This window comes from Pseudomonas reactans (assembly GCF_013385825.1).
GTDB classification, from domain to species: Bacteria; Pseudomonadota; Gammaproteobacteria; order Pseudomonadales; family Pseudomonadaceae; genus Aquipseudomonas; species Aquipseudomonas reactans.
In genome coordinates this window covers 335,565-362,048 of sequence record NZ_JACAPG010000012.1, presented here as the reverse complement: position 1 = coordinate 362,048, position 26,484 = coordinate 335,565, and the positions used below count along the sequence as shown (strand labels likewise).

21 protein-coding genes are annotated in these 26,484 nt (G+C 60.4%); 8 read left to right on the top strand and 13 right to left on the bottom strand.

From position 1 onward, the window contains the following. Nucleotides 1–12: 12 nt before the first annotated feature. Entirely contained in the window at nt 13–696 is a 684-nt protein-coding gene (lolD, locus tag HX868_RS15670; protein ID WP_020372622.1) for a lipoprotein-releasing ABC transporter ATP-binding protein LolD, read from the bottom strand. A 7-nt stretch (nt 697–703) separates the two neighbouring features. Then, nucleotides 704–1,954 (bottom strand): lipoprotein-releasing ABC transporter permease subunit, encoded by a 1,251-nt coding sequence (locus tag HX868_RS15665; RefSeq protein WP_177003469.1) that lies wholly within the window; start codon nt 1,952–1,954, stop codon nt 704–706. A gap of 94 nt (nt 1,955–2,048) precedes the next feature. On the opposite strand from HX868_RS15665, the gene HX868_RS15660 reads away from it, so the two are divergent. Both HX868_RS15660 and HX868_RS15655 read left to right on the top strand, forming a co-directional pair. Continuing rightward, nucleotides 2,049–2,627, top strand: a complete 579-nt coding sequence (locus HX868_RS15660) for a PilZ domain-containing protein (RefSeq protein ID WP_016975275.1) — start codon at nt 2,049–2,051, stop codon at nt 2,625–2,627. A 44-nt stretch (nt 2,628–2,671) separates the two neighbouring features. Then, nucleotides 2,672–3,394 carry a glycerophosphodiester phosphodiesterase gene (locus HX868_RS15655; RefSeq protein ID WP_016975274.1) on the top strand — a complete coding sequence of 241 codons (723 nt, stop codon included), beginning with the start codon at nt 2,672–2,674 and terminating at the stop codon, nt 3,392–3,394. 42 nt (nt 3,395–3,436) lie between these two features. Here HX868_RS15655 and sthA read toward each other — a convergent pair whose 3' ends face one another. Then, nucleotides 3,437–4,831 (bottom strand): Si-specific NAD(P)(+) transhydrogenase, encoded by a 1,395-nt coding sequence (sthA, locus tag HX868_RS15650; RefSeq protein WP_016975273.1) that lies wholly within the window; start codon nt 4,829–4,831, stop codon nt 3,437–3,439. Between the two features lie 234 nt (nt 4,832–5,065). Here sthA and HX868_RS15645 point away from each other — a divergent pair, with 234 nt between their 5' ends. After that, complete coding sequence (locus HX868_RS15645) at nt 5,066–5,599, top strand: chalcone isomerase family protein (protein ID WP_177003468.1); 534 nt, start codon at nt 5,066–5,068, stop codon at nt 5,597–5,599. A gap of 158 nt (nt 5,600–5,757) precedes the next feature. On the opposite strand, the gene HX868_RS15640 is transcribed toward HX868_RS15645, so the two are convergent. Continuing rightward, on the bottom strand, nt 5,758–7,221 hold the full coding sequence (locus HX868_RS15640) for a glyceraldehyde-3-phosphate dehydrogenase (RefSeq protein WP_021490985.1): 1,464 nt from the start codon (nt 7,219–7,221) through the stop codon (nt 5,758–5,760). A gap of 340 nt (nt 7,222–7,561) precedes the next feature. Between HX868_RS15640 and mfd the strand changes: the two genes are divergently transcribed. The 3 genes from mfd to HX868_RS15625 are packed head-to-tail and all read left to right on the top strand — an operon-like array spanning nt 7,562 to nt 14,289. Then, nucleotides 7,562–11,011 (top strand): transcription-repair coupling factor, encoded by a 3,450-nt coding sequence (gene mfd, locus HX868_RS15635; protein WP_177003467.1) that lies wholly within the window; start codon nt 7,562–7,564, stop codon nt 11,009–11,011. An 11-nt stretch (nt 11,012–11,022) separates the two neighbouring features. Then, entirely contained in the window at nt 11,023–11,589 is a 567-nt protein-coding gene (locus HX868_RS15630; protein WP_177003466.1) for a CsiV family protein, read from the top strand. A gap of 9 nt (nt 11,590–11,598) precedes the next feature. Beyond that, a complete protein-coding gene (locus tag HX868_RS15625) occupies nt 11,599–14,289 on the top strand; it encodes a DEAD/DEAH box helicase (protein WP_177003465.1) in 2,691 nt (896 codons plus the stop codon). 93 nt (nt 14,290–14,382) lie between these two features. Here the strand turns inward: HX868_RS15625 and nagZ are convergent, their stop codons facing one another. Both nagZ and psrA read right to left on the bottom strand, forming a co-directional pair. Further along, nucleotides 14,383–15,393 carry a beta-N-acetylhexosaminidase gene (gene nagZ / locus HX868_RS15620; protein ID WP_177003464.1) on the bottom strand — a complete coding sequence of 337 codons (1,011 nt, stop codon included), beginning with the start codon at nt 15,391–15,393 and terminating at the stop codon, nt 14,383–14,385. 136 nt (nt 15,394–15,529) lie between these two features. Further along, the gene (gene psrA / locus HX868_RS15615; RefSeq protein WP_016975266.1) at nt 15,530–16,237 is read right to left on the bottom strand and encodes a transcriptional regulator PsrA; all 708 of its coding nucleotides are present in this window, start codon (nt 16,235–16,237) and stop codon (nt 15,530–15,532) included. Nucleotides 16,238–16,500: 263 nt separating this feature from the next. On the opposite strand from psrA, the gene lexA reads away from it, so the two are divergent. Then, nucleotides 16,501–17,109 (top strand): transcriptional repressor LexA, encoded by a 609-nt coding sequence (gene lexA, locus HX868_RS15610; RefSeq protein ID WP_003172575.1) that lies wholly within the window; start codon nt 16,501–16,503, stop codon nt 17,107–17,109. Nucleotides 17,110–17,119: 10 nt separating this feature from the next. After that, nucleotides 17,120–17,593 (top strand): SOS-induced cell division inhibitor SulA, encoded by a 474-nt coding sequence (gene sulA, locus HX868_RS15605; protein ID WP_016975265.1) that lies wholly within the window; start codon nt 17,120–17,122, stop codon nt 17,591–17,593. 207 nt (nt 17,594–17,800) lie between these two features. On the opposite strand, the gene HX868_RS15600 is transcribed toward sulA, so the two are convergent. The 7 genes from HX868_RS15600 to HX868_RS15570 form a co-directional block, all read right to left on the bottom strand. Next, nucleotides 17,801–18,034, bottom strand: a complete 234-nt coding sequence (locus HX868_RS15600) for a hypothetical protein (RefSeq protein ID WP_016975264.1) — start codon at nt 18,032–18,034, stop codon at nt 17,801–17,803. A 178-nt stretch (nt 18,035–18,212) separates the two neighbouring features. Then, nucleotides 18,213–18,734: a DUF6586 family protein gene (locus HX868_RS15595; RefSeq protein ID WP_016975263.1), complete on the bottom strand. Its 522-nt coding sequence runs from the start codon at nt 18,732–18,734 to the stop codon at nt 18,213–18,215. A gap of 192 nt (nt 18,735–18,926) precedes the next feature. After that, nucleotides 18,927–21,548, bottom strand: coding sequence for a type I DNA topoisomerase (gene topA / locus HX868_RS15590; RefSeq protein ID WP_177003463.1), 2,622 nt, complete (start codon nt 21,546–21,548; stop codon nt 18,927–18,929). A gap of 114 nt (nt 21,549–21,662) precedes the next feature. Further along, a complete protein-coding gene (locus HX868_RS15585) occupies nt 21,663–21,899 on the bottom strand; it encodes a DUF1653 domain-containing protein (protein ID WP_028619417.1) in 237 nt (78 codons plus the stop codon). Nucleotides 21,900–21,996: 97 nt separating this feature from the next. Then, a complete protein-coding gene (gene fadA / locus HX868_RS15580) occupies nt 21,997–23,172 on the bottom strand; it encodes an acetyl-CoA C-acyltransferase FadA (RefSeq protein ID WP_016975260.1) in 1,176 nt (391 codons plus the stop codon). 29 nt (nt 23,173–23,201) lie between these two features. Further along, nucleotides 23,202–25,349 carry a fatty acid oxidation complex subunit alpha FadB gene (fadB, locus tag HX868_RS15575; protein WP_095015132.1) on the bottom strand — a complete coding sequence of 716 codons (2,148 nt, stop codon included), beginning with the start codon at nt 25,347–25,349 and terminating at the stop codon, nt 23,202–23,204. A gap of 595 nt (nt 25,350–25,944) precedes the next feature. Continuing rightward, the gene (locus HX868_RS15570; protein ID WP_177003462.1) at nt 25,945–26,382 is read right to left on the bottom strand and encodes a hypothetical protein; all 438 of its coding nucleotides are present in this window, start codon (nt 26,380–26,382) and stop codon (nt 25,945–25,947) included. Between the last annotated feature and the right edge of the window lie 102 nt (nt 26,383–26,484).

Here is a 26,484-nt window from a genome sequence, read left to right as displayed (position 1 = left end):
GCTTGAAACGGGTCAGATGGCGACCAGATGACCTTCCTGCAGGTGCAGCACGCGGTCCATCTGGCGGGCCATGCTCATGTCATGGGTCACCACCAGGAACGCGGTGCGCATCTGGGTGCTCAGTTCCAGCATCAAATCCTTGATGCCCTGGGCGGTGTGGGAGTCGAGGTTGCCGGTCGGCTCATCGAGCATCACCAGCCCTGGGTTGTTGACCAGGGCGCGGGCGATGGCCACACGCTGGCGCTCGCCGCCGGACAATTCAGCCGGCTTGTGCTCCAGGCGATGGCCGAGGCCGACGCGCTCCAGCAGTGCTTTAGCGCGCTGGCGGGCTTCCGGGATCGCGGTCTTGCCGATCAGCAGCGGCATGCACACGTTTTCCAGGGCGGTGAACTCCGGCAGCAGGTGGTGGAACTGGTACACAAAACCCAGCGAACGGTTACGCAGTTGACCGCGAGCCTTTTCACCGAGGGCCGACAGCTCTTCACCGGCCAGCCACACGCTGCCCTGGGATGGCGTATCAAGGCCGCCCAGCAGGTTCAGCAAGGTACTTTTACCGGAACCGGAACTGCCGACGATCGCCACGCGCTCGCCCGGGTGCAGCTCAAGTTGCAGGTTGGACAGCACCACCACCGACTCCGGGCCTTCCTCGTAGGATTTGCCCAGGTCGCGGCAGCTCAGGATTGCTTTTTCACTCATGCCCGATTCACTCATAACGTAAGGCCTGTGCTGGCTGGGTACGTGCCGCGCGCCAGGCTGGATACAGGGTGGCAAGGAAACTCAGGACCAACGCAGCGCCGCCTACCATCAACACGTCCTGGGCCTGAACCTGGGACGGCAAGTAGTCGATGAAGTAGACGTCGGCGTTGAGAAACTTGTGGCCGATCAGGGTTTCGAGGCCGGCGATGGCCGCACTGACGTTCAATGCGGCGAGAATGCCCACCGCCGTACCGATCAAGGTGCCAACCACGCCGATCACGGTGCCCTGCACCATGAAGATCGCCATGATCTGCCCCGGCGTGGCGCCGAGGGTGCGCAGGATGGCGATATCGCCCTTCTTGTCGTTCACCACCATCACCAGCGTGGAGATGATGTTGAAGGCCGCCACGGCGACGATCAGCAGCAACAGCAGGCCGATCATGGCTTTTTCCATGCGGATGGCCTGGTACAGGTTGCCGTGGGTACGGGTCCAGTCGCGGGCGTAATACTGGGATTCGCCCAAGTGCTGGGCGATTTCCCAGGCGCCGCGTGGCGCATCGAACAGGTCGGCGAACTTGAGGCGCAGGCCCTGCACCTGGTCCGGCTGCCAGCGATGCAGGCGCGCCAGGTCGGTGAGGTTGGTCAGGCCGAGGTAGCCGTCGATCTCGCCGGCGCCGACGTGGAAAGTGCCAACCACGGTAAAGCGCTTCATGCGCGGGAACATGCCCGCCGGGGTTACGGTGACTTCCGGCGCGACGAAGGTCAGCTTGTCGCCGATGCCCACGCCGAGCTTGGCAGCGGCCTTGTCGCCGATGACGATGCCAAAGCTGCCGGGCGTCAGGTCGTCAAGTTTGCCCTGTAGCATGAACTTGTCGATGATCGAGACGTTACGTTCCTGGGCCGGGTCGATGGCATTGAGCAGGATCTTCTGCACCTTGCCGTCATGGGTCAGCAACCCCTGCATCTGAGTGAATGGCGCGACGGCCAGCACCTTGGGATTCTGCTTGACCTTGTCGGCCAGGCTTTGCCAGTCACTGATGGGCGCATCGCCCTCGATGGTCGCGTGGGGCACCATGCCCAGCACGCGGGTGCGCATCTCATGATCGAAGCCGTTCATCACCGACAACACCACGATCATCACGACCACGCCCAAGGCGAGCCCGATCATCGAGGTCAGGGAAATGAACGACACAAAATGATTGCGACGCTTTGCACGGGTATAACGCGTGCCGATAAATACGAAGAGAGGTCTGAACATGTCGGGGCTTGTTCGGAGGAAAAGAAGACGTCCCGGTGGCGGGGTCTGGTAAGCAGCTTTACACTCTGACCATTACCGCTAGCTGGGGTTCGCCATGTCGACATTAGATGAAGAAGAACGCCGCGAATACTACCGTATCGACGACATGATCGCACTTCAAATCAAAAGCCTGTCTGCCCCCGAGGCGGCGAGCAAGGAAGTGTTGCTGGATGATTCTCCGCTGTTCAATTTACTCAGTGAACTGCACCTGAGTGAATTCGAAGCCCAGCACCTGCTGCGCCAGCTCAGCGAGAAGGATCGCACCCTCGCCGCCTTCCTGCGCGTGCAGAACAAACGCCTGGACCTGCTCAGCCAGATCATGGCGCGCGGCCTGCTGGATGAGGTCGGCGCACCGCAGCCGGTGATCATTTCCGAAGGCGGCATCGACTTCCAACACCCCACGCCTCTGCCGGCCGGTGCGCACCTGGCGGTCAAGCTGGTGCTGATGCCACAGGCGCTCGGCCTGCTGCTGCGTGCGCGGGTCACCCATTGCGACCCCAAAGGCGCAGGCTTTGATGTCGGCACGGAATTCGAAGCCATGACCGATGCCCAACGCCAACTGCTGGCGCGCTACATCCTGCAGAAACAGGCCCAGGAACGGCGCCTGGCGCGGGAACAAAACGACGACATCTGAATTCGTATTCACTACGCCAGCTATCCTGGCGCGAAGGAGCAACTGTGACCCTGATCTACGGCCACCGCGGTGCCAAAGGCGAAGCACCGGAAAACACCCTGACCAGCTTTCAGGAATGCCTCAAGCACGGCGTACGCCGCTGCGAACTGGATTTGCACCTGTCCATGGACGGCGAGCTGATGGTCATCCACGACCCGACCCTCAAGCGCACCGCCGACCGGCGCGGCAAAGTCGTCGAGTATTCGGCGGCCGACCTGGTGAAGATGGACGCACGCAAAGGCGGCCCAGGCTGGGTCAAGCCGTGCCCGATTCCGCGTCTGGAAGAACTGTTCGAAAAGTGCGACTTCGATCACTGGCAACTGGAAGTCAAAAGCGCCTCGCGCACCCGCGCCGCCACCACCGTGCTGGCGATTCGTGAAATGGCCGTGCGTTTCGGGCTGATGGACAAGGTCACCGTGACCTCAAGTTCGCGAGAAGTACTGAAGGCCGCAGTTGAACTCACTCCCGACCTGTCACGCGGACTGGTGGCGGAATACGCCTGGCTCGACCCGCTGAAGGTCGCGCAGAACTATGGCTGTGAGATTCTGGCGTTGAACTGGACGTTGTGCACCCCTGAGCGACTGGAAAAAGCCCAGCGCCAGGGCTTGCACGTGTCCGTGTGGACCGTCAACGAACCCGCGCTGATGCGCAGGCTCGCCGACTTCGGCGTAGATAGCCTGATTACAGACTTTCCCGGTTTGGCCACTGCCACTCTCGGGAATTACTGAAATCGGTCTCCCCGGCCGGCTCAGGCCACCGGCCGGAGCCGCTCAAAAAAGCCGGTTGAGGCCGTCGTAGGCCGCTACCCGATAGGCTTCCGCCATGGTCGGGTAGTTGAACGTGGTGTTGACGAAATACTTCAGGGTATTCAGTTCACCCGGCTGGTTCATGATCGCCTGGCCGATGTGCACGATCTCCGAGGCCTGATAGCCGAAGCAATGCACGCCGAGGACTTCCAGGGTTTCACGGTGGAACAGGATCTTCAGCATGCCTTGCGGCTCACCGGCGATCTGCGCACGCGCCATACTCTTGAAGAACGCCTTGCCGACTTCGTAAGGCACCTTGGCCTTGGTCAGTTCGTGCTCGTTCTTGCCGATTGAGCTGATCTCGGGAATCGTGTAGATCCCGGTCGGCACGTCGTTCACATACCGCCAGCTGCCGTTGTCGACGATGCTGCCAGCGGCCGAGCGGCCCTGGTCATGCGCCGCACTGGCCAGGCTCGGCCAGCCGATCACGTCACCGGCGCCGTAGATGTTCGCCACGCAGGTGCGGTAGTTTTCGTCCACCTCGATCTGGCCACGGCTGTTGACCTTGACCCCGATGTTTTCCATGCCCAGCTTGTCGGTGTTGCCGGTACGACCGTTGCACCACAGCAAAGCATCGGCCTTGATCTTCTTGCCGGACTTGAGGTGCAGGATCACCCCGTTGTCCAGGCCTTCGACCCGCTCGTACTCTTCGTTGTGCCGCACGGTGATGTTGTTGTTGCTGAAGTGGTAGCTCAACGCCTGGGAGATTTCCGAGTCGAGGAAGCTCAGCAACTGGTCGCGGTTGTCCACCAGTTCCACCAGTACACCCAGGCCGCTGAAGATCGAGGCGTATTCACAGCCGATCACACCGGCGCCGTAGATGATCAGCTTGCGCGGGGTGTGGCCCAGGCTGAGGATGGTGTCGCTATCGTAGATACGCGGGTGGTGGAAATCGATGTCCGCCGGGCGATACGGGCGCGAACCGGTGGCGATGATGATGTGCTTGGCCACCAGTTTCTCGACCACGCCATTGGGGCAGACCACTTCGATGGTTTGCTCGTCGGCGAAGCTGCCGGTACCGAAGAACAGGTCGACGCGGTTACGGGCGTAGTAGCCGGTACGCGAGGCGACTTGCTTGGAAATGACTTTCTCGGCGCTCTTGAGCACGTCCGGGAACGAGAACCAGCGCGGCTCACCAATGGCCCGGAACATCGGGTTGGTGTTGAACTGCATGATCTGGCGCACTGAGTGACGCAAGGCCTTGGACGGGATGGTGCCCAGGTGGGTGCAGTTACCGCCGACCTGGCGACGGCTATCGACCATCGCCACCTTGCGCCCCGCTTTGGCGGCGTTCATCGCCGCACCTTCTCCAGCCGGGCCGGAACCCAGTACCACCACGTCGTAGTTGTAGACAGCCATGCGTACTCCTCAGAACAGGCCAGGCGTACGGTTGGACGCCGGGCTAAATCATGCCGCGGCCAGCGGTCATGAAGGACAATTTGGCTCAAGTGTGTGAGCCGGGGCACAGTCTATATAAGGCTCAACGCCGCGAACATTAACCCTTGGTCGCGTCGTAGGCCAGTGTTGCCTTTACTACACCATCAGGAAATTGCAATTACACTGCCAGCAAGCCCCTTTGCAGGACTGGTCATTATGCGACATGTCGCTTTCTGTTTATTGCTGATGCTGTCGATCACGGCACAGGCCAATGAGGCGGAACGGCTGAAGCAGGCCGATTTTCCGGCACAGTCCCAGCAATTGATCCTAAAAAACCAGGCGGTGCTCACCTATCTCTGGGCGGATGTCTACGCGGCTGCGCTGTATGCTCCGTCGGACCTGAGCGCCAAGCAGGCCTGGGCGCAACAGAAAGCGCTGCGCCTGACGCTGTATTACTTCCGAGACATCGACCGCAATGATGTGATCAAAGCCGCCACTGCCACGCTGGAGCGTCAGCAGACCAGCGCCCGCCTCAAACCGGAAATAGACAAACTGCACGCCAGCTTTCGCAATATCCGCAGCGGTGATCGGTATGCCCTGGACTTTCGTCCGGGACGTGGGCTGAATCTGGAGATCAATGGGCAGGTGGTGTCCAGCAGTCGTGATGACGAGCTGGCGAGGGCTTACCTGGGCATTTGGCTGGCGCCCAAGGGGTTGTCGGATAGTTTGCGTGACAGGCTGCTCAGGTAGCCAGATAGACCGCAATGGCCGGCAAGCCGGCTCCTACAATGGAATGCGCCACCCTGTAGGAGCCGGCTTGCCGGCGATGAGGCCCGCACAAACACCAAAAACTCCCAGGCATGAAAAAGCCCCGAACCAGTCGGGGCTTTCTCATTCAACGCATGTGCTTAGCGCGGAAACGCAGGCGGGTTGACCCCAGCCATGTCTTCCATCACGCGAACCACCTGGCAGCTGTAGCCGAACTCGTTGTCGTACCACACGTACAGGACAACGCGGTTGTCCTGGGTAATGGTCGCTTCCGCGTCCACCACACCGGCGTGGCGCGAGCCAACGAAGTCGGTGGAGACCACTTCCTGGGAATTGACGAAGTCGATCTGCTTATGCAGGTCAGAGTGCAGCGCCATGTAGCGCAGGTACTCGTTCATCTCTTCACGGGTGGCGGCTTTCTCAAGGTTCAGGTTGAGAATGGCCATCGACACGTTTGGCGTCGGAACGCGGATCGCGTTGCCGGTCAGCTTGCCGGCCAGCTCAGGCAGGGCCTTGGCAGCAGCGGTGGCAGCACCGGTCTCGGTGATCACCATGTTCAACGCGGCGCTACGGCCACGGCGATCGCCCTTGTGGAAGTTGTCGATCAGGTTCTGGTCGTTGGTGTACGAGTGAACGGTCTCGACGTGGCCGTTGACGATGCCGAACTTGTCATTTACAGCCTTCAGCACCGGCACGATGGCGTTGGTGGTGCAGGACGCGGCGGACACGATCTTATCGTCTGCAGTGATTTCAGCGTGGTTGATGCCGTGAACGATGTTCTTCAGCTTGCCTTTGCCAGGCGCAGTCAGGACAACGCGATCCACACCCGGGCAGGCCAGGTGCTGGCCCAGGCCCTCGGCGTCACGCCATACGCCGGTGTTGTCCACCAGCAGGGCGTCCTTGATGCCGTACTGGGTGTAATCCACCTCGGACGGGTTCTTCGCGTAGATCACCTGGATCAGGTTACCGTTGGCGGTGATGGTGTTGTTTTCTTCGTCGATGACGATGGTGCCGTTGAACGGACCGTGTACCGAATCGCGGCGCAGCAGGCTGGCGCGTTTGGTGAGGTCGTTCTCGGCGCCTTTGCGCACGACGATGGCACGCAGGCGCAGGCCGTCGCCGCCACCGGTTTTTTCGATCAGGATGCGTGCCAGCAGGCGGCCGATACGACCGAAGCCGTACAGCACCACGTCGGTGCCTTTGCGGGCAGCGGCGTTTTGCTGGCCAACCACATCGGCCATTTCTTCACGCACGAACTGCTCGGCGGTACGGCCGGCGCCTTCCTTGCGGAATTTGTAGGCCAGCTTGCCCAGGTCTACCGAAGCCGCGCCGAGCTTGAGCTCGCTCATGGCTTTAAGCAGTGGGAATGTTTCGTGGACGGAGAGTTCGCTGTCGTCGGCGGAACGGTGACGCGCAAAGCGGTGGGCTTTGAGAATCGCGATGACGGACTGGTTGATCAGGCTGCGGCCATAGATCGAGCTCACCACATTGTTATTGCGGTACAGCTGACCGATAAGCGGAATCATCGCTTCAGCGAGTGCTTCACGGTCGATCCATTCACCAAGACACTGGTCGGGCTTCTGAGTCACGGGAACCTTCCACATGTAGGGGCAGAAAAAAGGGGCTACATTATGCCGCCCGACCGCCCTCGGAGCAATGCGCGTCCGGCAACAAAAAGTCCTTGCAGAAAATTGACACCCCGCTACAGCCCAGTAAATACGCGGGGTCCAGAAGGCCACCAATGGCACGTGCAGGACGACTTGTCCGTAACCCTCCGAAAAACGCGTACATTTTGGCACTACATAATGAGTCAAAACCCGCCATTGTTTGTCTTAGCCACTACATTTCCTACAAACCGTTATAGGCTCAGTCAGAAACTGACAGGCGGCACCTTGGCCCGTTACAATTACCGACTTTGTCGCAACGCTTGGAGCTCAACCTTCCGTGCCCGTCCTGCGTCTACCGCTTCTCCCTGCTGCGGCAGGTAAACAGCACTGGGGCAACTTGCCCGGTGCCGCCCTGAGCCTGGCCATCGCCGAGGCTGCCAGCGCAGCCAAGCGTTTTACCCTGCTGCTCACCGCCGACAGCCAAAGCGCCGAACGGTTGGAGCAGGAGCTGAGCTTCTTCGCCCCCGATTTGCCGGTGCTGCATTTCCCCGACTGGGAAACCCTGCCCTACGACCTGTTCTCGCCGCACCAGGACATCATCTCCCAGCGCATCGCCAGCCTGTACCGCTTGCCGGAACTGGCCCACGGCGTGCTGGTGGTGCCGATCACCACGGCCTTGCATCGCCTGGCGCCGACCAAGTTCCTGCTGGGCAGCAGCCTGGTGCTGGATATCGGCCAGAAGCTGGACGTCGAGCAGATGCGCACGCGCCTGGAAGCCAGCGGCTATCGCTGCGTCGACACGGTGTACGAGCACGGTGAGTTCGCGGTGCGTGGCGCGCTGATCGACCTGTTCCCGATGGGCAGCAAACTGCCCTACCGAATCGACCTGTTCGATGACGAAATCGAGACCCTGCGCACCTTCGATCCGGAAAACCAACGCTCCATCGATAAAGTCGACTCGGTCAAGCTGCTGCCGGCGCGGGAATTCCCGCTGCAAAAAGACGCGGTGACCCGCTTCAAGGCGCGCTTCCGTGAACGCTTCGACGTCGACTTCCGCCGTTGCCCGATCTTTCAGGACTTGAGCAGCGGGATTACACCGGCCGGTATCGAGTACTACCTGCCGCTGTTCTTCGACGAAACCTCCACCCTCTTCGATTACCTGCCCCAGGACACCCAGGTGTTCTCGCTGCCGGGCATCGAACAGGCGGCGGAAAATTTCTGGAACGACGTGCGCAACCGCTATGAAGAGCGTCGCGTCGATCCCTCCCGTCCTTTATTGCCGCCCGCCGAATTGTTCCTGCCGGTGGAAGACTGCTTCGCGCGCCTGAAAAGCTGGCCGCGCGTGGTCGCCAGCCAGCAGGATGTGGAAACCGGCGTCGGCCGCGAACGCTTCCCGGCGGGAACACTGCCGGATTTGGCGATCCAGGCCAAAGCCACGCAACCGCTGGAAGCGCTGTCCAATTTCCTCGGTGACTTCCCCGGCCGCGTGCTGTTTACCGCTGAATCCGCTGGCCGTCGCGAAGTGCTGCTGGAACTGCTCGAACGCCTGAAGCTGCGCCCGAAAACCGTCGAAAGCTGGCCGGACTTTGTCAAAAGCAAAGAGCGCCTGGCGATCACCATCGCACCGCTCGACGAAGGCCTGTTGCTGGATGATCCGGCCCTGGCGCTGATCGCCGAAAGCCCGTTGTTCGGTCAGCGCGTGATGCAGCGTCGTCGCCGCGAAAAACGCGCCGACGCCAACAACGATGCCGTGATCAAAAACCTCACCGAACTGCGCGAAGGCGCGCCGGTGGTGCACATCGACCACGGCGTCGGCCGCTACCTCGGCCTGCAGACCCTGGAGATCGACAACCAGGCCGCCGAATTCCTCACCATGGAATACGCCGAGGGCGCCAAGCTCTACGTGCCGGTGGCCAACCTGCATTTGATTGCGCGCTACACCGGCAGCGATGACGCCCTGGCGCCGTTGCATCGCCTGGGTTCGGAAACCTGGCAGAAAGCCAAGCGTAAAGCCGCCGAGCAGGTGCGCGATGTCGCCGCCGAACTGCTCGACATCTATGCCCGCCGCGCCGCCCGCGAAGGTTATGCGTTCGCCGACCCGAAAGCCGACTACGCCACCTTCAGCGCCGGCTTCGCCTTCGAAGAAACCCCGGACCAGCAAACCACTATCGAAGCGGTGCGCGCCGACATGCTCGCGCCCAAGCCCATGGACCGCCTGGTCTGCGGCGATGTGGGCTTCGGCAAGACCGAAGTGGCCATGCGCGCCGCCTTCATTGCCGTGCACGGCGGCCGCCAGGTAGCCATCCTGGTGCCGACCACCCTGCTCGCCCAGCAGCATTACAACAGCTTCCGCGACCGCTTTGCCGATTGGCCGGTGACCGTGGAAGTGATGAGCCGCTTCAAGTCCGCCAAGGAAGTGAATGCCGCCATCGCCGATTTGGCCGAAGGCAAGATCGACATCGTGATCGGCACCCACAAGCTGCTGTCGGACGACGTGAAGATCAAGAACCTGGGCCTGGTAATCATCGACGAAGAACACCGCTTTGGTGTGCGTCAGAAAGAACAGCTCAAGGCCCTGCGCAGTGAAGTCGACATCCTCACCCTGACCGCCACGCCGATTCCGCGCACGCTGAACATGGCCGTGTCGGGCATGCGCGACCTGTCGATCATCGCCACGCCGCCGGCGCGCCGCTTGTCGGTGCGCACCTTCGTGATGGAGCAGAACAAAAGCACGGTCAAGGAAGCGCTGTTGCGTGAACTGCTGCGCGGTGGGCAGGTGTACTACCTGCACAACGACGTGAAGACCATCGAGAAATGCGCCGCCGACCTCGCCGAGCTGGTGCCGGAGGCGCGTATCGCCATCGGCCACGGGCAGATGCGCGAGCGCGAACTCGAACAGGTGATGAGCGACTTCTATCACAAGCGCTTCAACGTGCTGATCGCCTCGACCATCATCGAGACCGGCATCGACGTGCCGAGCGCCAACACCATCATCATCGAGCGCGCCGACAAGTTCGGCCTGGCGCAATTGCACCAGCTGCGTGGCCGGGTCGGGCGCAGTCACCACCAGGCGTACGCCTATTTGCTGACGCCGCCGCGCCAGCAGATCACCTCCGACGCGGAGAAGCGCCTGGAGGCCATTGCCAACACCCAGGACCTGGGCGCCGGTTTTGTGCTGGCCACCAACGACCTGGAAATCCGTGGCGCCGGCGAACTGCTGGGCGACGGCCAGAGCGGGCAGATCCAGGCGGTGGGTTTCACGCTGTATATGGAGATGCTTGAGCGCGCGGTGAAAGCCATCCGCAAAGGCGAACAACCGAACCTTGATCAACCGCTGGGCGGCGGGCCGGAAATCAACCTGCGCTTGCCCGCGTTGATTCCCGAGGACTACCTGCCGGACGTGCATGCGCGGCTGATCCTGTACAAGCGCATCGCCTCGGCCACCGATGAAGAAGGCCTTAAAGACCTGCAGGTCGAGATGATCGACCGCTTCGGCTTGCTGCCGGAGCCGACCAAGAACCTGGTGCGCCTGACCCTGCTCAAATTGCAGGCCGAGCAGCTCGGCATCAAGAAGGTCGACGCCGGGCCGCAAGGCGGGCGCATCGAATTCGAAGCGCAGACGCCGGTGGACCCGCTGGTATTGATCAAGCTGATCCAGGGCCAGCCCAACCGCTACAAGTTCGAAGGGGCTACGCTGTTCAAGTTCATGGTGCCGATGGAACGCGCCGAAGAACGCTTTAATACCTTGGAGGCGCTGTTCGAGCGCCTCATCCCGAAATCTGCTTGAAGGACGCCCCAATGCGCCTGTTCCGCATGTTGAGCCTGTTGTTGGTGGTCGTGGCACCTGCGGCGTTCGCCGACAGCCCGTACCAGGTGGAAATGATCCTGGTACGCCAGAACGCCGAGCCGGTGATCAACAGTCGTGCCGCGCCGGAAAACTGGGATGCCGGAGCGGCGCGCCTGGGCGACAGACTGAGCCCGCCGCGCCTGTCCAACATTGTCGACAAGCTGCGTGCCGACTCTACCTACACGGTGCTGCTGCATAAGGCGTGGGAACAGAACCTGGGCGAGCAGCCGGTCAAGATCGCGATCACCGACGGCCAGGAACAATTCGGCCAGTTTCCGATCGAGGGCGTGTTGAGCCTGCAACTGGGCCGTTTTACCGACATTGATGCGAACTTCTGGATCAACCAGTTCGACGCCAACGGCAGCGTGATCGCCAGCGAGCACCTGAGCCAGGCCGACGTGCGCACCAAGAACAACCAGCTCAACTACCTGGACGGTGGCCACCTGGCGCTGCTGATCAAGATCACCTCGCTGACCGCCAAGCCACCCAGCACGCCACCGCCCGACATTCAGGACTGATCCAGCACCATGTCCCTCACGTCGTCGCTGACCAAACCCCTGGCCCCTTCCTGGGCCAATCGCTTTAAAGAGCAGAGCCTTGAGCGCGGGCGACGGTATGCCCTGGAGAACCGGGTGCGCATCGTCGAGTGCGGCGACAGCACCATCGTCGCCAGTTGCGAAGGCTCCGGGGGCAACGTATATCGGCAGACCATCTCGTTGCGTGAATCGGCCAAGGGCACCTTGATCCTGGTGGACAGCCGCTGTACCTGCCCGGTGCACACCAATTGCAAACATATCGCGGCAGTGCTGCTGAAAGTCCAGGAAACCCTGGCCTACCCCGCCGCCGCACAGGATGCCGAACTGCTGGAAAAACTCCAGGCCGTGCTGGAAAACCGTGCGGTGCTGCCGCAAGTGGTGATGGAAGACGTGGTGCCGGTGCCGCGCCTGTGGATGGCCAGCGTCGAATTCAGCGCCTTTGAACCGCGCAACGGCAAGATGCAGCGCTATATCCAGCACCGGGCGGCGCTGTCGTTCAACTACTTGGGCAACTACGTCAGCGGGCAAAAAAACGCCGACATCATCGTGCGCCAGGACACCCAGAGCCTGCGCATCAAGCGGCATCCGGAGCTTGAGCAACCCTATCGCGAACAACTGCGCCTGCTGGGCTTCAAGATCGCCACGCGCCAGAGCAAGGCACTGCCGGAAAGCGCCGGCGAGCTGTTCGAAATGGTCAATGACAGTGCGTGGCTGAACTTCACCCTCAATGCCACACCGACACTGCGAGCCGAGGGCTGGGAGCTGCTGATCGATGATGATTTCGGCTTCGACCTCAGCGCCGTCGATGACTGGTACGCCACGGTTGATGAAGGTCCGGAGCGTGATTGGTTCGACCTGGAGCTGGGGATTATCGTCAATGGCGAGCGACTGAGCCTGTTGCCGATCCTGCTGAACCTGATGCGCTCCCACACCGAGATCCTCAACCCGGAGAAGCTCGCGCGACGCCGCGATGATGAGCTGATCCTGGTGAACATCCCGGGCCTGCCCAATGGTCACGGCCCGATACAAGTCGCGCTGCCCTACGGTCGATTGAAACCGGTGCTGGCGACCCTCGGTGAGTTTTACCTGCAGGAAGCAGGCACCACTACGTTGCGCTTGGCCAAGGCCGATGCGATCCGGCTTAACCCGCTGGAAGACCTGCCGCTGCAATGGGAAGGTGGCGAGAAGATCCGCAACTTTGCCCAGCGCCTGCGGGACATCAAGGATTTCACCTGCGTAGCGCCTGAAGGGCTGAACGCAACCCTGCGCCCCTACCAACTGGAAGGCTTGAGCTGGATGCAGTCGCTGCGTCAGCTGGATGTCGGCGGCATACTTGCGGATGACATGGGCCTGGGTAAAACCCTACAGACCCTGGCGCATATTCTCAGCGAGAAGGCCGCCGGTCGCCTGGATCGACCGTGCATGGTGGTGATGCCCACCAGCCTGATTCCCAACTGGCTGGATGAGGCGGCGCACTTTACACCGCAACTCAAGGTGCTGGCGCTGTATGGCGCAGGGCGTAAGAAACATTTCGCCAACCTGCAGGACTATGACCTGCTGCTGACCACCTATGCGCTGCTGCCCAAGGACATCGAACAACTCGCCGCCCTGCCCTTGCATGTGCTGATCCTCGATGAAGCCCAGTACATCAAGAACCCGTCCAGCAAGGCGGCCCAGGCGGCGCGCGAGCTGAATGCTCGCCAGCGCCTGTGCCTGAGTGGTACACCGCTGGAAAACCACCTGGGCGAGCTGTGGTCGTTGTTTCACTTCCTGCTGCCGGGCTGGCTCGGTGACGTGAAAAGCTTCAACCGCGACTACCGCGTGCCCATCGAAAAGCGTGCCAGTGATGTGCGGTTGCAACACCTCAACGGTCGGATCAAACCTTTCCTGCTGCGCCGCACCAAGGAACAGGTGGCGACTGAGTTGCCACCCAAGACCGAGATCATCCACTGGGTCGACCTCAACGAAGCCCAGCGCGACGTGTACGAAACCATGCGCCTGGCCATGGACAAGAAAGTCCGCGACGAGATCACCCGCAAAGGCGTGGCACGCAGCCAGATCATCATCCTTGAGGCGCTGCTCAAGTTACGCCAAGTGTGCTGTGACTTGCGGCTGGTCAACGACGCGACCTTGCCCGCCCGTGGCAGCAGCTCAGGCAAACTCGATAGCTTGATGGAAATGCTTGAGGAGCTGTTTGAGGAGGGTCGGCGGATCCTGCTGTTTTCCCAGTTCACCTCGATGTTGAGCCTGATCGAAGTCGAGCTGAAAAAACGTGGCGTGGCCTACGCACTGCTCACCGGCCAGACCCGAGATCGGCGCACGCCGGTGAAGGACTTCCAGAGCGGCAAGCTGCAGATTTTTCTGATCAGTTTGAAGGCCGGAGGTGTGGGCCTGAACCTGACCGAAGCCGATACGGTGATCCACTACGACCCGTGGTGGAACCCGGCCACGGAGAACCAGGCCACCGATCGTGCCTATCGCATTGGTCAGGAGAAGCCGGTGTTCGTCTACAAGATGATTGCCAGGGGCACGGTGGAGGAGAAAATCCAGCACCTGCAGAAGGAAAAGTCCGACCTGGCAGCGGGTGTGCTGGATGGGCGTACGACGGGGGATTGGCAGTTGGGCAATGAGGATATTGAGGCGTTGTTTGCGCCGTTGCCCAACAAACAGGAAAAGCGCTGACGGTTAGATCGCCATCGCCGGCAAGCCGGCTCCTACAACTGGAACGCATCCCCTTGTAGGAGCCGGCTTGCCGGCGATAGACGCAACACGGTCTCACTCAATCAGTTGAGCATCCCGCAACGCAGTCAGCGCCGCAAGCCAACGCGGATCCTGCTTGTAGTCCGTCGAAGCAATTGCCTGCCCACGCATCCGCGCAATGCGTGGCGATGGCGTGACCTTCATCCGCTGAGCGGCAGTCAACGCCAATTCAGCCGCCGCACGATCGTTGCATACCAGTCCCATGTCGCAACCCGCCGTCAGCGCCGCTTCGATGCGGCTGGCAGCGTCGCCCACCACATGGGCACCCGCCATCGATAGATCATCACTGAAAATCACCCCATCGAACTGCAACTCACCACGCAAGATGTCCTGCAACCAGCGGCGCGAGAACCCAGCTGGCTGGGCGTCGACTTGCGGGTAGATCACGTGCGCGGGCATCACGGCGGCAAGTTGCTTGCTCAGGCGTGCGAAAGGCACCAGGTCATTGGCGCGAATCTGTTCCAGGCTACGTTCATCATTGGGAATGGCGACGTGGGAATCGGCCTCAGCCCAACCGTGACCGGGAAAGTGCTTGCCGGTGGCGGCCATGCCGGCGCTGTTCATGCCACGGATGAATGCGCCAGCCAGCAGGGCGGCACGCTCGGGGTCGCCTTCGAAGGAACGGGTGCCGACCACGGCGCTGCGTTGGTAGTCCAGGTCCAGCACCGGGGCGAAGCTCAGGTCCAGGCCAACGGCCAACACTTCTGTCGCCATGATCCAGCCGCACTGCTCGGCCAAGTACTCGGCGTTGGGGTTGTCCGCCAATGCACGCATGGCCGGCAGGCGCACGAACCCCTGGCGCAGGCGTTGTACGCGACCGCCTTCCTGGTCGACGGCCAACAGCAAGTCCGGGCGCACGGCGCGAATCGCTGCGCTCAACTCCCGCACTTGGCGCGGATGCTCGATGTTGCGCGCGAAAATGATCAGGCCGCCCACTTCAGGCTGGCGCAGCAGATGGCGGTCCTCGGCCGTCAGCCAGGTGCCGGCCACGTCGACCATCAAAGAACCTTGCAGGGCAGCAGTCATAAACCTTCCTTAAATAACGCACACAACCCGTTGCCCTCACCAGGCACAGTGAGCACAACGGGTTGCGAGTAAATAGCTGAATTCGGCATGGGCCGCTAGCTTAGCGGATGCAAGCGGTCGCGCCCACCCGATGCGGTCAAACCTTGGCGGGTATTGGCGCGGACTTGCTGCGTGGGCGCAATTGAGCAGCGGCCATGGCGGCGTCGGTCACACCGGTTTCGGCACGCATGCCGGCGGCCAGGAACGGCACCATCAGGCGCATGACCTGTTCAATTGAGGTATTCACGCCGAAATCGGTCTCGGCAATGGCCCGCAACGCCTTGATCCCGGACATGCTGAACGCGGCAGCACCGAGCATGAAGTGCACGCGCCAGAACAGCTCGATCGGCGGAATACGCGGAGCCGCCTCGTTAACCAGCAACATATAGCGACGAAAAACCTTGCCGTACATGTCTTCCAGGTAACGGCGCAGGTGACCCTGGCTCTGGCTGAACGCCAAGCCTAACAAGCGCATGAAAATCGACAAATCGTTGCCGCTGCGGGGCTGGACGACCAGGGCCTGCTCGACGAGGATTTCCAACAACTCTTCCAGGGTCGGCTTATGGTCAGCCTTGGCCTGGCGACGCTCCAGCTCACGGTCAAGACTAGCGCAGAACGGCCCCAGGAAGCGCGAGAACACCGCTTGGATCAGGGCCTTTTTCGAGCCGAAATGGTAGTTCACAGCTGCGAGGTTGACGCCAGCCTTGCTGGTGATCAGCCGCAATGAGGTTTCAGCAAATCCTTTTTCCGCGAACAATTGCTCGGCAGCATCGAGAATGCGTTCAACGGTTTCCGACTGGGCCATGGCTACTCCGCCTGACAAACACTTGTTTGAAACATACGTTTCAGGGTGTGTCTTGTCAAGCCTGCGGGTTCGCTTTCCGGCCGGGCAGTCATACATTTCATCGCTATTTAATCACATCCATACCGGTCTGTAGGCAGCGCTATCCCTGGCTTGTGGGAAGCATGCCCGATGACCGTCCAGCGGAGGGGCAGAAAAGGATGATTGCCAAGCGCAGTTCACTGTATATAATCCCAGTCACTGTATAAAAAGACAGAGCGATCAACATGCTAAAACTGACGCCACGCCAAGCTGAGATTCTGGCTTTTATCAAGCGCTGCCTCGATGACAACGGCTACCCGCCGACACGAGCGGAAATTGCGCTGGAACTGGGGTTCAAGTCCCCCAACGCCGCTGAAGAACACCTCAAGGCCCTCGCTCGCAAAGGCGCGATCGAGATGACCCCCGGTGCCTCGCGCGGTATTCGCATCCCTGGTTTCGAAGCCAAGGCCGACGAATCGACCCTGCCGATCATCGGCCGTGTCGCCGCCGGTGCGCCGATCCTGGCGCAGCAGCACGTCGAGGAATCCTGCAACATCAACCCGACCTTCTTCCATCCTCGCGCCGACTACCTGTTGCGCGTCCATGGCATGAGCATGAAGGACGTGGGCATCTTCGATGGCGACCTGCTGGCCGTCCACACCACCCGCGAAGCCCGTAATGGCCAGATCGTCGTCGCCCGTATCGGCGATGAAGTCACCGTCAAACGCTTCAAGCGCGAAGGCAGCAAGGTCTGGCTCCTGGCCGAGAACCCTGAGTTCGCCCCGATTGAAGTGAACCTGAAAGATCAGGACCTGGTGATCGAAGGCTTGAGCGTCGGCGTCATTCGCCGCTAGAGGAGGCATCATGCAACTCGTCCACACCCCACAACACACACAACTGTCGCTGTTCGAGGCCTTCATGGCCCAACCCCTTGCGCCTATCCTCAAGGAAACGGTCGAGGCGCCCTGGGGCGCCGAACCTGAGGCGTTCAGTGAATTGTCGTTGCGCGGTGCAGCGGGGAGCTGCCTGAGCCTGCTGGCGCCGATCCTGCGTGACCTGAGCGAGGAACAGGACGCCCGCTGGCTGACGCTGATCGCCCCACCCGCCAGCCTGACTCAGGCCTGGCTGCGGGATGCCGGCCTCAACCGCGAACGCATCCTGCTGCTGCAACCGCGCGGCACGCAAAGTGCCCAGCAGTTGACCTGCGAAGCACTACGCCTGGGCCGCAGCCATACGGTGGTGAGCTGGTTGAATCCGTTGAATGCAAGCGCCAAGCAGCAACTGATCAGTGCTGCACGTACGGGCGATGCTCAGAGTTTGAATATTCGATTGGGATAAAGTCACCAAGCCTGGCCTATGGTCAGCGCGCTTGCTGTGGCGAGCGAGCTTGCTCGCGCTGGGCTGCGAAGCAGCCCGAAAACCAGACACCGTGGAATGCCTGATGCACCGCATCAATCTATTCAGGGCCGCTTCGCAGCCCAACGCGAGCAAGCTCTCTCGCCACAGAAGCCGCAGCAACCACAATAGCGCTCTTCACCACAGGGCTTAGTGAAGAACCCGCGGCCCCTCGTCTTTCTCCGGCTCGCCTTCCGCCAGGCGACCGGCCATCTGCACGCCCACGCTCAACATGGCTTTAGCCACTTCCACGTGCTGGCCTTGCAGGAACTGCTTGGCATCTTCGGAAAAATCCAGGATGACCAGAGAACCCTCGTCCTCAGCCCGGCGCAGCTCGATTCGGCCGTCAGGCAACTCAACAATTTCTAGAAAGGACGTTGGCATAAAAGTCTGTTCTCCACGAAAGGCCGGGATTATATCAGTCATCCACCCAGCCCCGCAGAGGATCTGAACAGGTTTGTTGACAGTTTGATGAATGGTCGCCGGCTTCGATGGCTACAACGCGTTGCGCCTCACACTCCGAGGTGCCTGCATCGCCGGCAAGCCAGCTCCTACGAGGGGATCAGCATTCATTCAGGCCTTCGCGAAAGCGCAGCGCCATCTTTTTCAGTTCCTGACGCCAGCCCTCCAGCTCTTCACGGCTCAACGGCTTGGGTTCTTCCTCTTCCACCGCAACCGCCACGATCAGCGGCTGCGTCACATCGCCCTTGGGCACATGCGGAATACGCGGTGGCTGGAACATATCCGCATGCGCCTTGAGCAAACGCGCCACCCAACTGTCAGGGCTTTGAGCCATTTCAACCAGTTCGGCCAGCTCAGGAATGGCCATCGCGTCCAGGACTTCGCGATTCATGATCATTTCTGCACGGGGTGAACCGGCCTGAGGCAGACGGTAAAACCCGGCGATTTCATGGCACAAACCCAGCAAGGCGCCATACAGGTGAAACAACGCTGCTTCACGCCCCGCCTGGACCAGCGCGATGGCATTCATCTCTTTCCCTTCCTCGGCGCGGCCAAGGGCTTCCAGGGATAGACCCGCGAAGTAAATTTTCTGATTGGTACGGGTATAGAGTTCGTTGGCCATGACGGCAATCTCCACAACGAATAAGCGCGATGCTGGCTGTGTAGGAGCGAGCTTGCTCGCGAAAAACCTGAGAGCGCCATTATGTACCTGGCTTCCCGCGTTATCGTTAACGATTTTCACGAGCTAGCTCGCACCCACACCCAAAAAAAGGCCGCCTGTGCAGGCGGCCTTTGTATTTCGCAGATTAGTTGATCAAGCGCCCTGGCGCTTGTCCTCAACCTTCCACTTGCCACCGTCGTAGAACGCTTTCCAGCCGGTAGGCTTGCCGTCCACTTCGGTCTGCACGTACTGCTCCTTGGTCTTGCGGCTGTAGCGGATCACGGCTGGGCGACCATCCGGGTCCTTCTTCGGCGCTTCACACAGGAAGTGGTACTTCGGATCAATCTCGTCCTTGTGCGGCACGATCTCCAGCACCAACGGTGCACGGGTCTCGCGGTTTTTCGGGAACTGGCTGGCGGCCAAGAACAGCCCCGAAGCGCCGTCACGCAGGATGTAGGTGTCGTTGACCTTCTCGCACTTGAGCTCGGGCATCTTCACCGGGTCCATCTTCGGCGGCGCCGCGTCACCGCTTTTCAGCAGTTTGCGGGTGTTCTTGCAGGTCGGGTTGGTGCAGCCGAAGAACTTGCCGAAACGGCCAGTCTTGAGTTGCATCTCGCTGCCGCACTTATCGCACTCCAGGCTCGGACCTTCGTAGCCCTTGATGCGATAGGTACCTTCTTCAATCTCGTAGCCGTTGCAATCCGGGTTGTTACCGCAGATGTGCAGCTTGTGCTTCTCGTCCAGCAGATAGGCGTCCATCGCCGTGCTGCAGATCGGGCAACGGTGCTTGCCACGCAGTACCAGCGACTCGGATTCACCCTCGTCATCGGCGGCGATTTCATCACCTGGCACCAAGTTCACGGTGGCCTTGCAGCGCTCTTTCGGCGGCAGGCTGTAGCCCGAGCAACCGAGGAACACGCCAGTGGACGCTGTACGAATCTGCATCGGCCGACCGCAGGTCTGGCACGGAATGTCGGTCATCACCGGCTGGTTGGCGCGCATGCCGTGTTCAGGGCTTTCGGCTACTTCAAGCTTTTTCTTGAAGTCGCCGTAGAACTCGTCCAGCACATTTTTCCAGTCGCGTTCGCCCTGAGCCACGTCATCGAGGTTCTCTTCCATACCGGCGGTGAAGCCATAGTCCATCAGGTTGGAGAAACTCTCGGACAGGCGCTCGGTCACGATGTCGCCCATCTTTTCCGAGTAGAAACGACGGTTGTGCAGCGCAACGTAGCCACGGTCCTGAATGGTCGAGATGATCGCCGCATAGGTCGAAGGACGACCGATACCGCGTTTTTCCATCTCTTTTACCAGGCTGGCTTCCGAATAACGCGCCGGCGGCTTGGTGAAGTGCTGGGACGGGTCGAGCTGGATCAGCTTGAGCGTGTCGCCCTGGGCCATGTCCGGCAGCACGTCGTCATCTCCAGGCTTGGCGATTTGCGGCATCACACGGGTATAACCGTCGAACTTGAGGATACGGCCTTTGGCACGCAGCTCGAAATCCGAAGCCCCCACAGTCACTGTGGTGGACAGGTATTGCGCCGGCAGCATCTGGCAAGCCAGGAACTGGCGCCAGATCAACTCATAGAGGCGCTCAGCGTCGCGCTCCATGCCACTCAGCTTGGCAGGCGTGGTGTTGGCGTCGGAAGGACGGATCGCTTCGTGAGCCTCTTGTGCGCCTTCCTTGCTGCTGTAGACGTTCGGCTTCTCCGGCAGGTACTTCTTGCCGAACTCTTCTTCAATATAGGTACGCGCCATCGCGACCGCGTCCACCGACAAGTTGGTGGAGTCGGTACGCATGTAAGTGATGTAGCCGGCCTCGTACAAGCGCTGGGCCATCATCATGGTTTTCTTCACACCGAAGCCCAGGCGGTTGCTCGCGGCCTGTTGCAGGGTGGAGGTGATGAACGGCGCAGACGGCTTGCTGCTGGTCGGTTTGTCTTCGCGCTTGACGATGCTGTAGCTGGAAGCCTTGAGCTTTTCCAGCGCGGCCATGGCCTGGGCTTCGTTCAGCGGCTTGAAGGCCTCGCCTTTCTCGCGGGCTACTTCAAAGCGCACGTTTGCGCCCTTGGCAGTGCCGAGGTCAGCGTGGACTTCCCAGTACTCTTCGGGGATGAACGCACGGATCTCGCGCTCACGCTCCACCACCAGCTTCACCGCAACCGACTGCACACGGCCGGCCGACAGGCCACGGGCGATCTTGGCCCACAGCAGCGGCGAAACCATATAACCCACGACGCGGTCGAGGAAACGACGGGCCTGTTGGGCGTTGACGCGGTCGATGTCCAGTTCGCCCGGCTTGGAGAAGGCTTCCTGGATGGCTTTTTTGGTGATTTCGTTGAACACCACACGCTTGTAGCGGCTGTCGTCGCCGCCGATGGCTTCCCGCAGGTGCCAGGCAATGGCTTCCCCTTCGCGGTCCAAGTCCGTCGCGAGATAGATGGTGTCAGCATCCTTGGCGAGCCGGCGCAGCTCTTCGATGACCTTTTCCTTGCCTGGAAGGATTTCGTACTTGGCCTTCCAGCCATGTTCCGGGTCCACACCCATGCGCGAGACCAGCTGCTTGCGCGCTTTCTCTTTAGGGGTGAGCACCGGACCTTCGCCCGCAGCCGCCTTGCCGCGCTTGGCGGCTGGCTCCTTGCTGGCGCTAGCCGAACCGCTGGTGGGCAGGTCTCGGATATGGCCGATACTCGACTTCACCACGTACTCGTTGCCCAAGTACTTGTTGATGGTCTTGGCCTTAGCCGGGGATTCCACAATGACCAGCGATTTGCCCATGGATCGGAAAATTCCTGAATTCGAGAAGTGAAAGGCAGTTGGCGCCTGTCGCGGCAACGCTATATATAGTGGCAACAAGGTGAGGTCAAGCGCAGCATTCTGCGCTACCTGCCGTTATTGCCCTGAAAAAAGACTGGGTTCGGCCTGGACCAAAGCAAAGCGCGGGACCTGCTCGCCGTCAACTTCGACGGTCTCCACAAACATGCTCAACGGGCGCACCCAAAAGCCGTAATCGCCATACAGTGCTTGGTAGAACACCACTTCTTCTTCGGTCTCGGAGTGGCGCGCCACACTGAAAACACGGTACTGCGGACCTTTATAATGCTGGTAGAGCCCTGGTTCGACTTTCATGCTCTGGCCCCCTTACAAAATTTGTTAAAAAAAAAATACAAAACCACCCAAAAACAAAAACCGGGGCACTGGGCCCCGGCTTCCGTCAACCCAACGCTTAGACGCGTTCGAAGACGGTGGAAATGCCTTGGCCGAGACCAATGCACATGGTTGCAACCCCGAGGTTGCCGCCATTTTGCTTCATCACGTTAAGCAAAGTGCCGGAGATACGCGCACCGGAGCAACCGAATGGGTGGCCCAGGGCAATCGCGCCGCCGTGCAGGTTAACCTTCTCATTCATCTTGTCGAGCACTTTCAAATCTTTCAGCACTGGCAGGGCTTGTGCGGCGAAAGCTTCGTTGAGCTCGAAGAAATCGATGTCGTTGATGGTCAGACCCGCGCGCTTCAAGGCTTTTTGTGTGGCCGGTACTGGACCATAGCCCATGATTGCCGGGTCCACACCCGCCACTGCCATCGAACGGATCACGGCCAGCGGCTGGATACCCAGGTCCTGGGCACGTTGCGCCGACATCACGATCATGCACGAAGCGCCGTCGGTGATTTGCGACGAAGTACCGGCTGTCACGGTGCCGCCCTTCGGATTGAAGGCAGGCTTGAGGGCCGCCAGGCTTTCCAGGGTGGTATCCGGACGAATGGTTTCGTCGTAGTCGAACAATTTCAGGAAACCGTTCTCGTCATAACCGTTCATCGGGATGATTTCATCCTTGAACTTGCCTTCCACCGTCGCCTTGTGGGCGAGTTGGTGGGAACGCAGGCCGAACGCGTCCTGGGCTTCGCGGGTAATGCCGTGCATTTTGCCGAGCATTTCCGCAGTCAGGCCCATCATGCCCGAAGCTTTTGCCGCGTACAGCGACATGTGCGGGTTGGGATCAACGCCGTGCATCATGCTGACGTGGCCCATGTGCTCCACGCCACCGACCACGAACACATCACCGTTGCCGGTCATGATCGCCTGGGCGGCAGTGTGCAGCGCGCTCATCGACGAACCGCACAGGCGGCTCACGGTCTGGCCGGCGGCGGTGTGCGGGATCTGGGTCATCAAGGAGGCCATGCGCGCGATGTTCCAGCCCTGCTCCAGGGTCTGGTTGACGCAGCCCCAGATCACGTCTTCGACTTCGTTCGGATCGACCTTGACGTTACGTTCCAGCAGTTTGCTGATCAGGTGTGCCGACATGTCTTCGGCACGGGTGTTGCGGTGCATGCCGCCCTTGGAGCGGCCCATCGGCGTACGACCGAAGTCGACGATCACGACGTCTCTTGGATTCAAGCTCATAAATATTCTCGCTCTAGTCGTCTGGGCACTTAACCGAAGAAGCGCTGGCCGTTCTTGGCCATTTCACGCAGCTTCGCGGTCGGGTGGTACAGCGGGCCCAAATCAGCGTATTGATCAGCCAGGGCAACGAACTCGGCCACACCGATCGAATCGATGTAACGCAGCGCACCACCACGGAATGGAGGGAAACCAATACCGTACACCAGGCCCATATCGGCTTCGGCGGCGGTCTCGACGATGCCGTCTTCCAGGCAACGTACGGTTTCCAGGCACAGGGCGATCATCATCCAGTTGATGATGTCTTCGTCCGACACCTCACGCTGTTCGTAGATGACCGGAGCCAGCACTTCGTGCACCGACGGGTCGGCCACTTTCTTCTGCTTGCCCTTCTTGTCGGCCTCGTAGGCGTAGAAACCCTTGCCGTTCTTCTGGCCCAGGCGCTTGGCCTCGTACAGCGCGTCGATCGCCGAACGGCGGTCGTCTTTCATGCGGTCCGGGAAACCTTCAGCCATGACGTCGCGACCATGGTGGCCGGTGTCGATGCCGACCACGTCCATCAGGTACGCCGGGCCCATCGGCCAGCCGAATTTTTCCATGACTTTGTCGATGCGCACGAAGTCCACACCGGCGCTGACCAGCTTGGCGAAACCGCCGAAGTACGGGAACAGCACGCGGTTGACCAGGAAGCCCGGGCAGTCGTTGACCACGATCGGGTTCTTGCCCATTTTCTTGGCGTAGGCAACGGTGGTGGCAACCGCCAGCTCGCTGGACTTCTCGCCACGGATCACTTCCACCAGCGGCATCATGTGCACCGGGTTGAAGAAGTGCATGCCGACGAAGTTTTCCGGACGCTTGAGGGCCTTGGCCAGCAGCGAGATGGAAATGGTCGAGGTGTTGGACGCGAGGATGGTGTCGTCCTTAACCTGGGCTTCCACTTCGGCCAGCACGGCTTGCTTGACCTTCGGGTTCTCGACAACCGCTTCGACCACCAGGTCGACGTGGCCGAAATCGCCGTAGGACAGCGTAGGACGAATGCCGTTAAGCACTTCAGCCATTTTCGCGGCGGTCATGCGACCTTTGTCCACGCGGCCGACCAGCAGCTTGGCGGCTTCTGCCAGGCCTTGCTCGATGCCGTGCTCGTTGATGTCTTTCATCAGGATCGGCGTGCCTTTGGACGCCGACTGATAGGCGATACCGCCGCCCATGATACCGGCGCCGAGTACGGCAGCCTGTTTCACGTCCTTGGCGATTTCGTCGTAGGCCTTGGCCTTTTTCTTCAGCTCCTGGTCGTTCAGGAACAGGCCGATCAGGCTCTGGGCTGCGGAGGTTTTCGCCAGTTTGACGAAGCCAGCTGCTTCCACTTCCAGGGCTTTGTCGCGACCGAAGTTCGCGGCTTTCTGGATGGTCTTGATCGCTTCAACCGGCGCCGGGTAGTTCGGGCCGGCTTGGCCAGCCACGAAACCTTTGGCGGTTTCGAACGACATCATTTGCTCGATGGCGTTGAGCTTGAGTTTTTCCAGCTTCGGCTGACGCTTGGCCTTGTAGTCAAATTCGCCGCTGATGGCGCCCTTGATCAGGTTCAGTGCGGCTTCGGCCAGTTTTTCCGGGGCAACCACAGCGTCGACGGCACCGACTTTCAGCGCGTCTTCAGCACGGTTTTCCTTGCCGGCGGCAATCCACTCGATGGCGTTGTCGGCACCGATCAGGCGCGGCAGGCGTACGGTGCCGCCGAAACCTGGGTAGATGCCCAGCTTGACTTCAGGCAGGCCGATCTTGGCCGTGGCCGACATGACGCGGAAGTCTGCCGCCAGGCACATTTCCAGGCCGCCGCCCAACGCGATGCCGTTGATCGCGGCGACGGTCGGTACGTTGAGGTCTTCAAAATCGCTGAAAATCTTGTTGGCTTCGAGGTTGCCAGCCACCAGCTCGGCATCGGGCAGCTTGAAGTTGTCGACGAATTCGGTGATGTCAGCGCCGACGATGAACACGTCCTTGCCGCTGGAAACGATCACGCCCTTGACCGAAGCATCTGCTTTGATGGTGTCTACGGCCTGACGCAATTCATTCAGGGTTAGACGGTTGAACTTGTTGACGGACTCACCCTTGAGGTCGAATTTCAGTTCGACGATGCCACTTTCAAGAGCCTTAACCGTGATGGCTTTACCTTCGTAAATCATCAACTGATCTCCACGATATGGAAGCTGAACAGTACACATTGGACGCTGGCCTCTGGTTGGACATTGACGAATTCGCCAATGTTCACGCCAATCCGCCAGGCACACCCGCCAATGCGATAGTCGGGATTCTGTATGAGCGGTCTGACAGACAAACGCTCAATTCATACGCCCGTTTGATTTGGGTACGCCACCTTCATCCAATTCCGGGCAATTGTCAATCGCTCGAAAGGCTAGGAAAAACGCGACTTTCCAGTCATTTCAGAACCCCAACCCTAAGCCCGCGACTCGTCAATATTCAACTATTCACGAAATCAATAAGGTAAAAGATGTGGGAAAGGGCTGTACAGAACGGGATATGCCGCTACGCTAGCGACAACCGTACCGCGCCTGGATGAATATCCGACGCAGGGAACACAGAATTACCGGCCTGCCTGGCCAACTCCAGCCCGATGATGATGTCGGGCTTTTTATTGCCCAGCGTTTCTGTAGGAGCGAGCTTGCTCGCGAAAATCGTCAACGATAACGCAGCGCATCTGGGTTAATGCGGCGCCCTCGGGCTTTTCGCGAGCAAGCTCGCTCCTACAGAGAGCCGCTCTCAGGCCAGGGCTTTAAGCAGCGTATCGATATCCTTCAGGACGCTGGGCTCACCCTTCTCACCCCAATACAGAGCGATCATCTGCTTGTCCGCCTCGATCTTGTAGACGTTGTCCGGCAGCTTCGCAAAATACGGCAACAACTTTTCATCAGTGCAGACTTCACGCCACTGATTCACCCATACCCCCGGCTCCAACTGCCAGTAACTCCAGATCGCCGGCGTGCTGCCGCGTCGTGGCCGGCAATACTGCGCGCACGGGCTCGGCGGCTCTTGCTTGAGCCAATGCGGCCATTCCTGGGGCGACAACTGCATGGCCAGGCCAATGCGGCGTGCCTCCATACGCAGGGCCATGCGCCCGCTCTGATGGCGCGACGGGCGCAGCCATGCCAGAGGGCTCAGAACCACCACAAGGATTGACACCACTATCCAGACCGTCATATGTGTACTCCCGAATTTCTAGATGAGCGGATTTGACCTGACGCAACCCCATCCGCTTGAAAGCAGCCATACTGAACTTATTGCAGTCCCTTGGAGGAACGC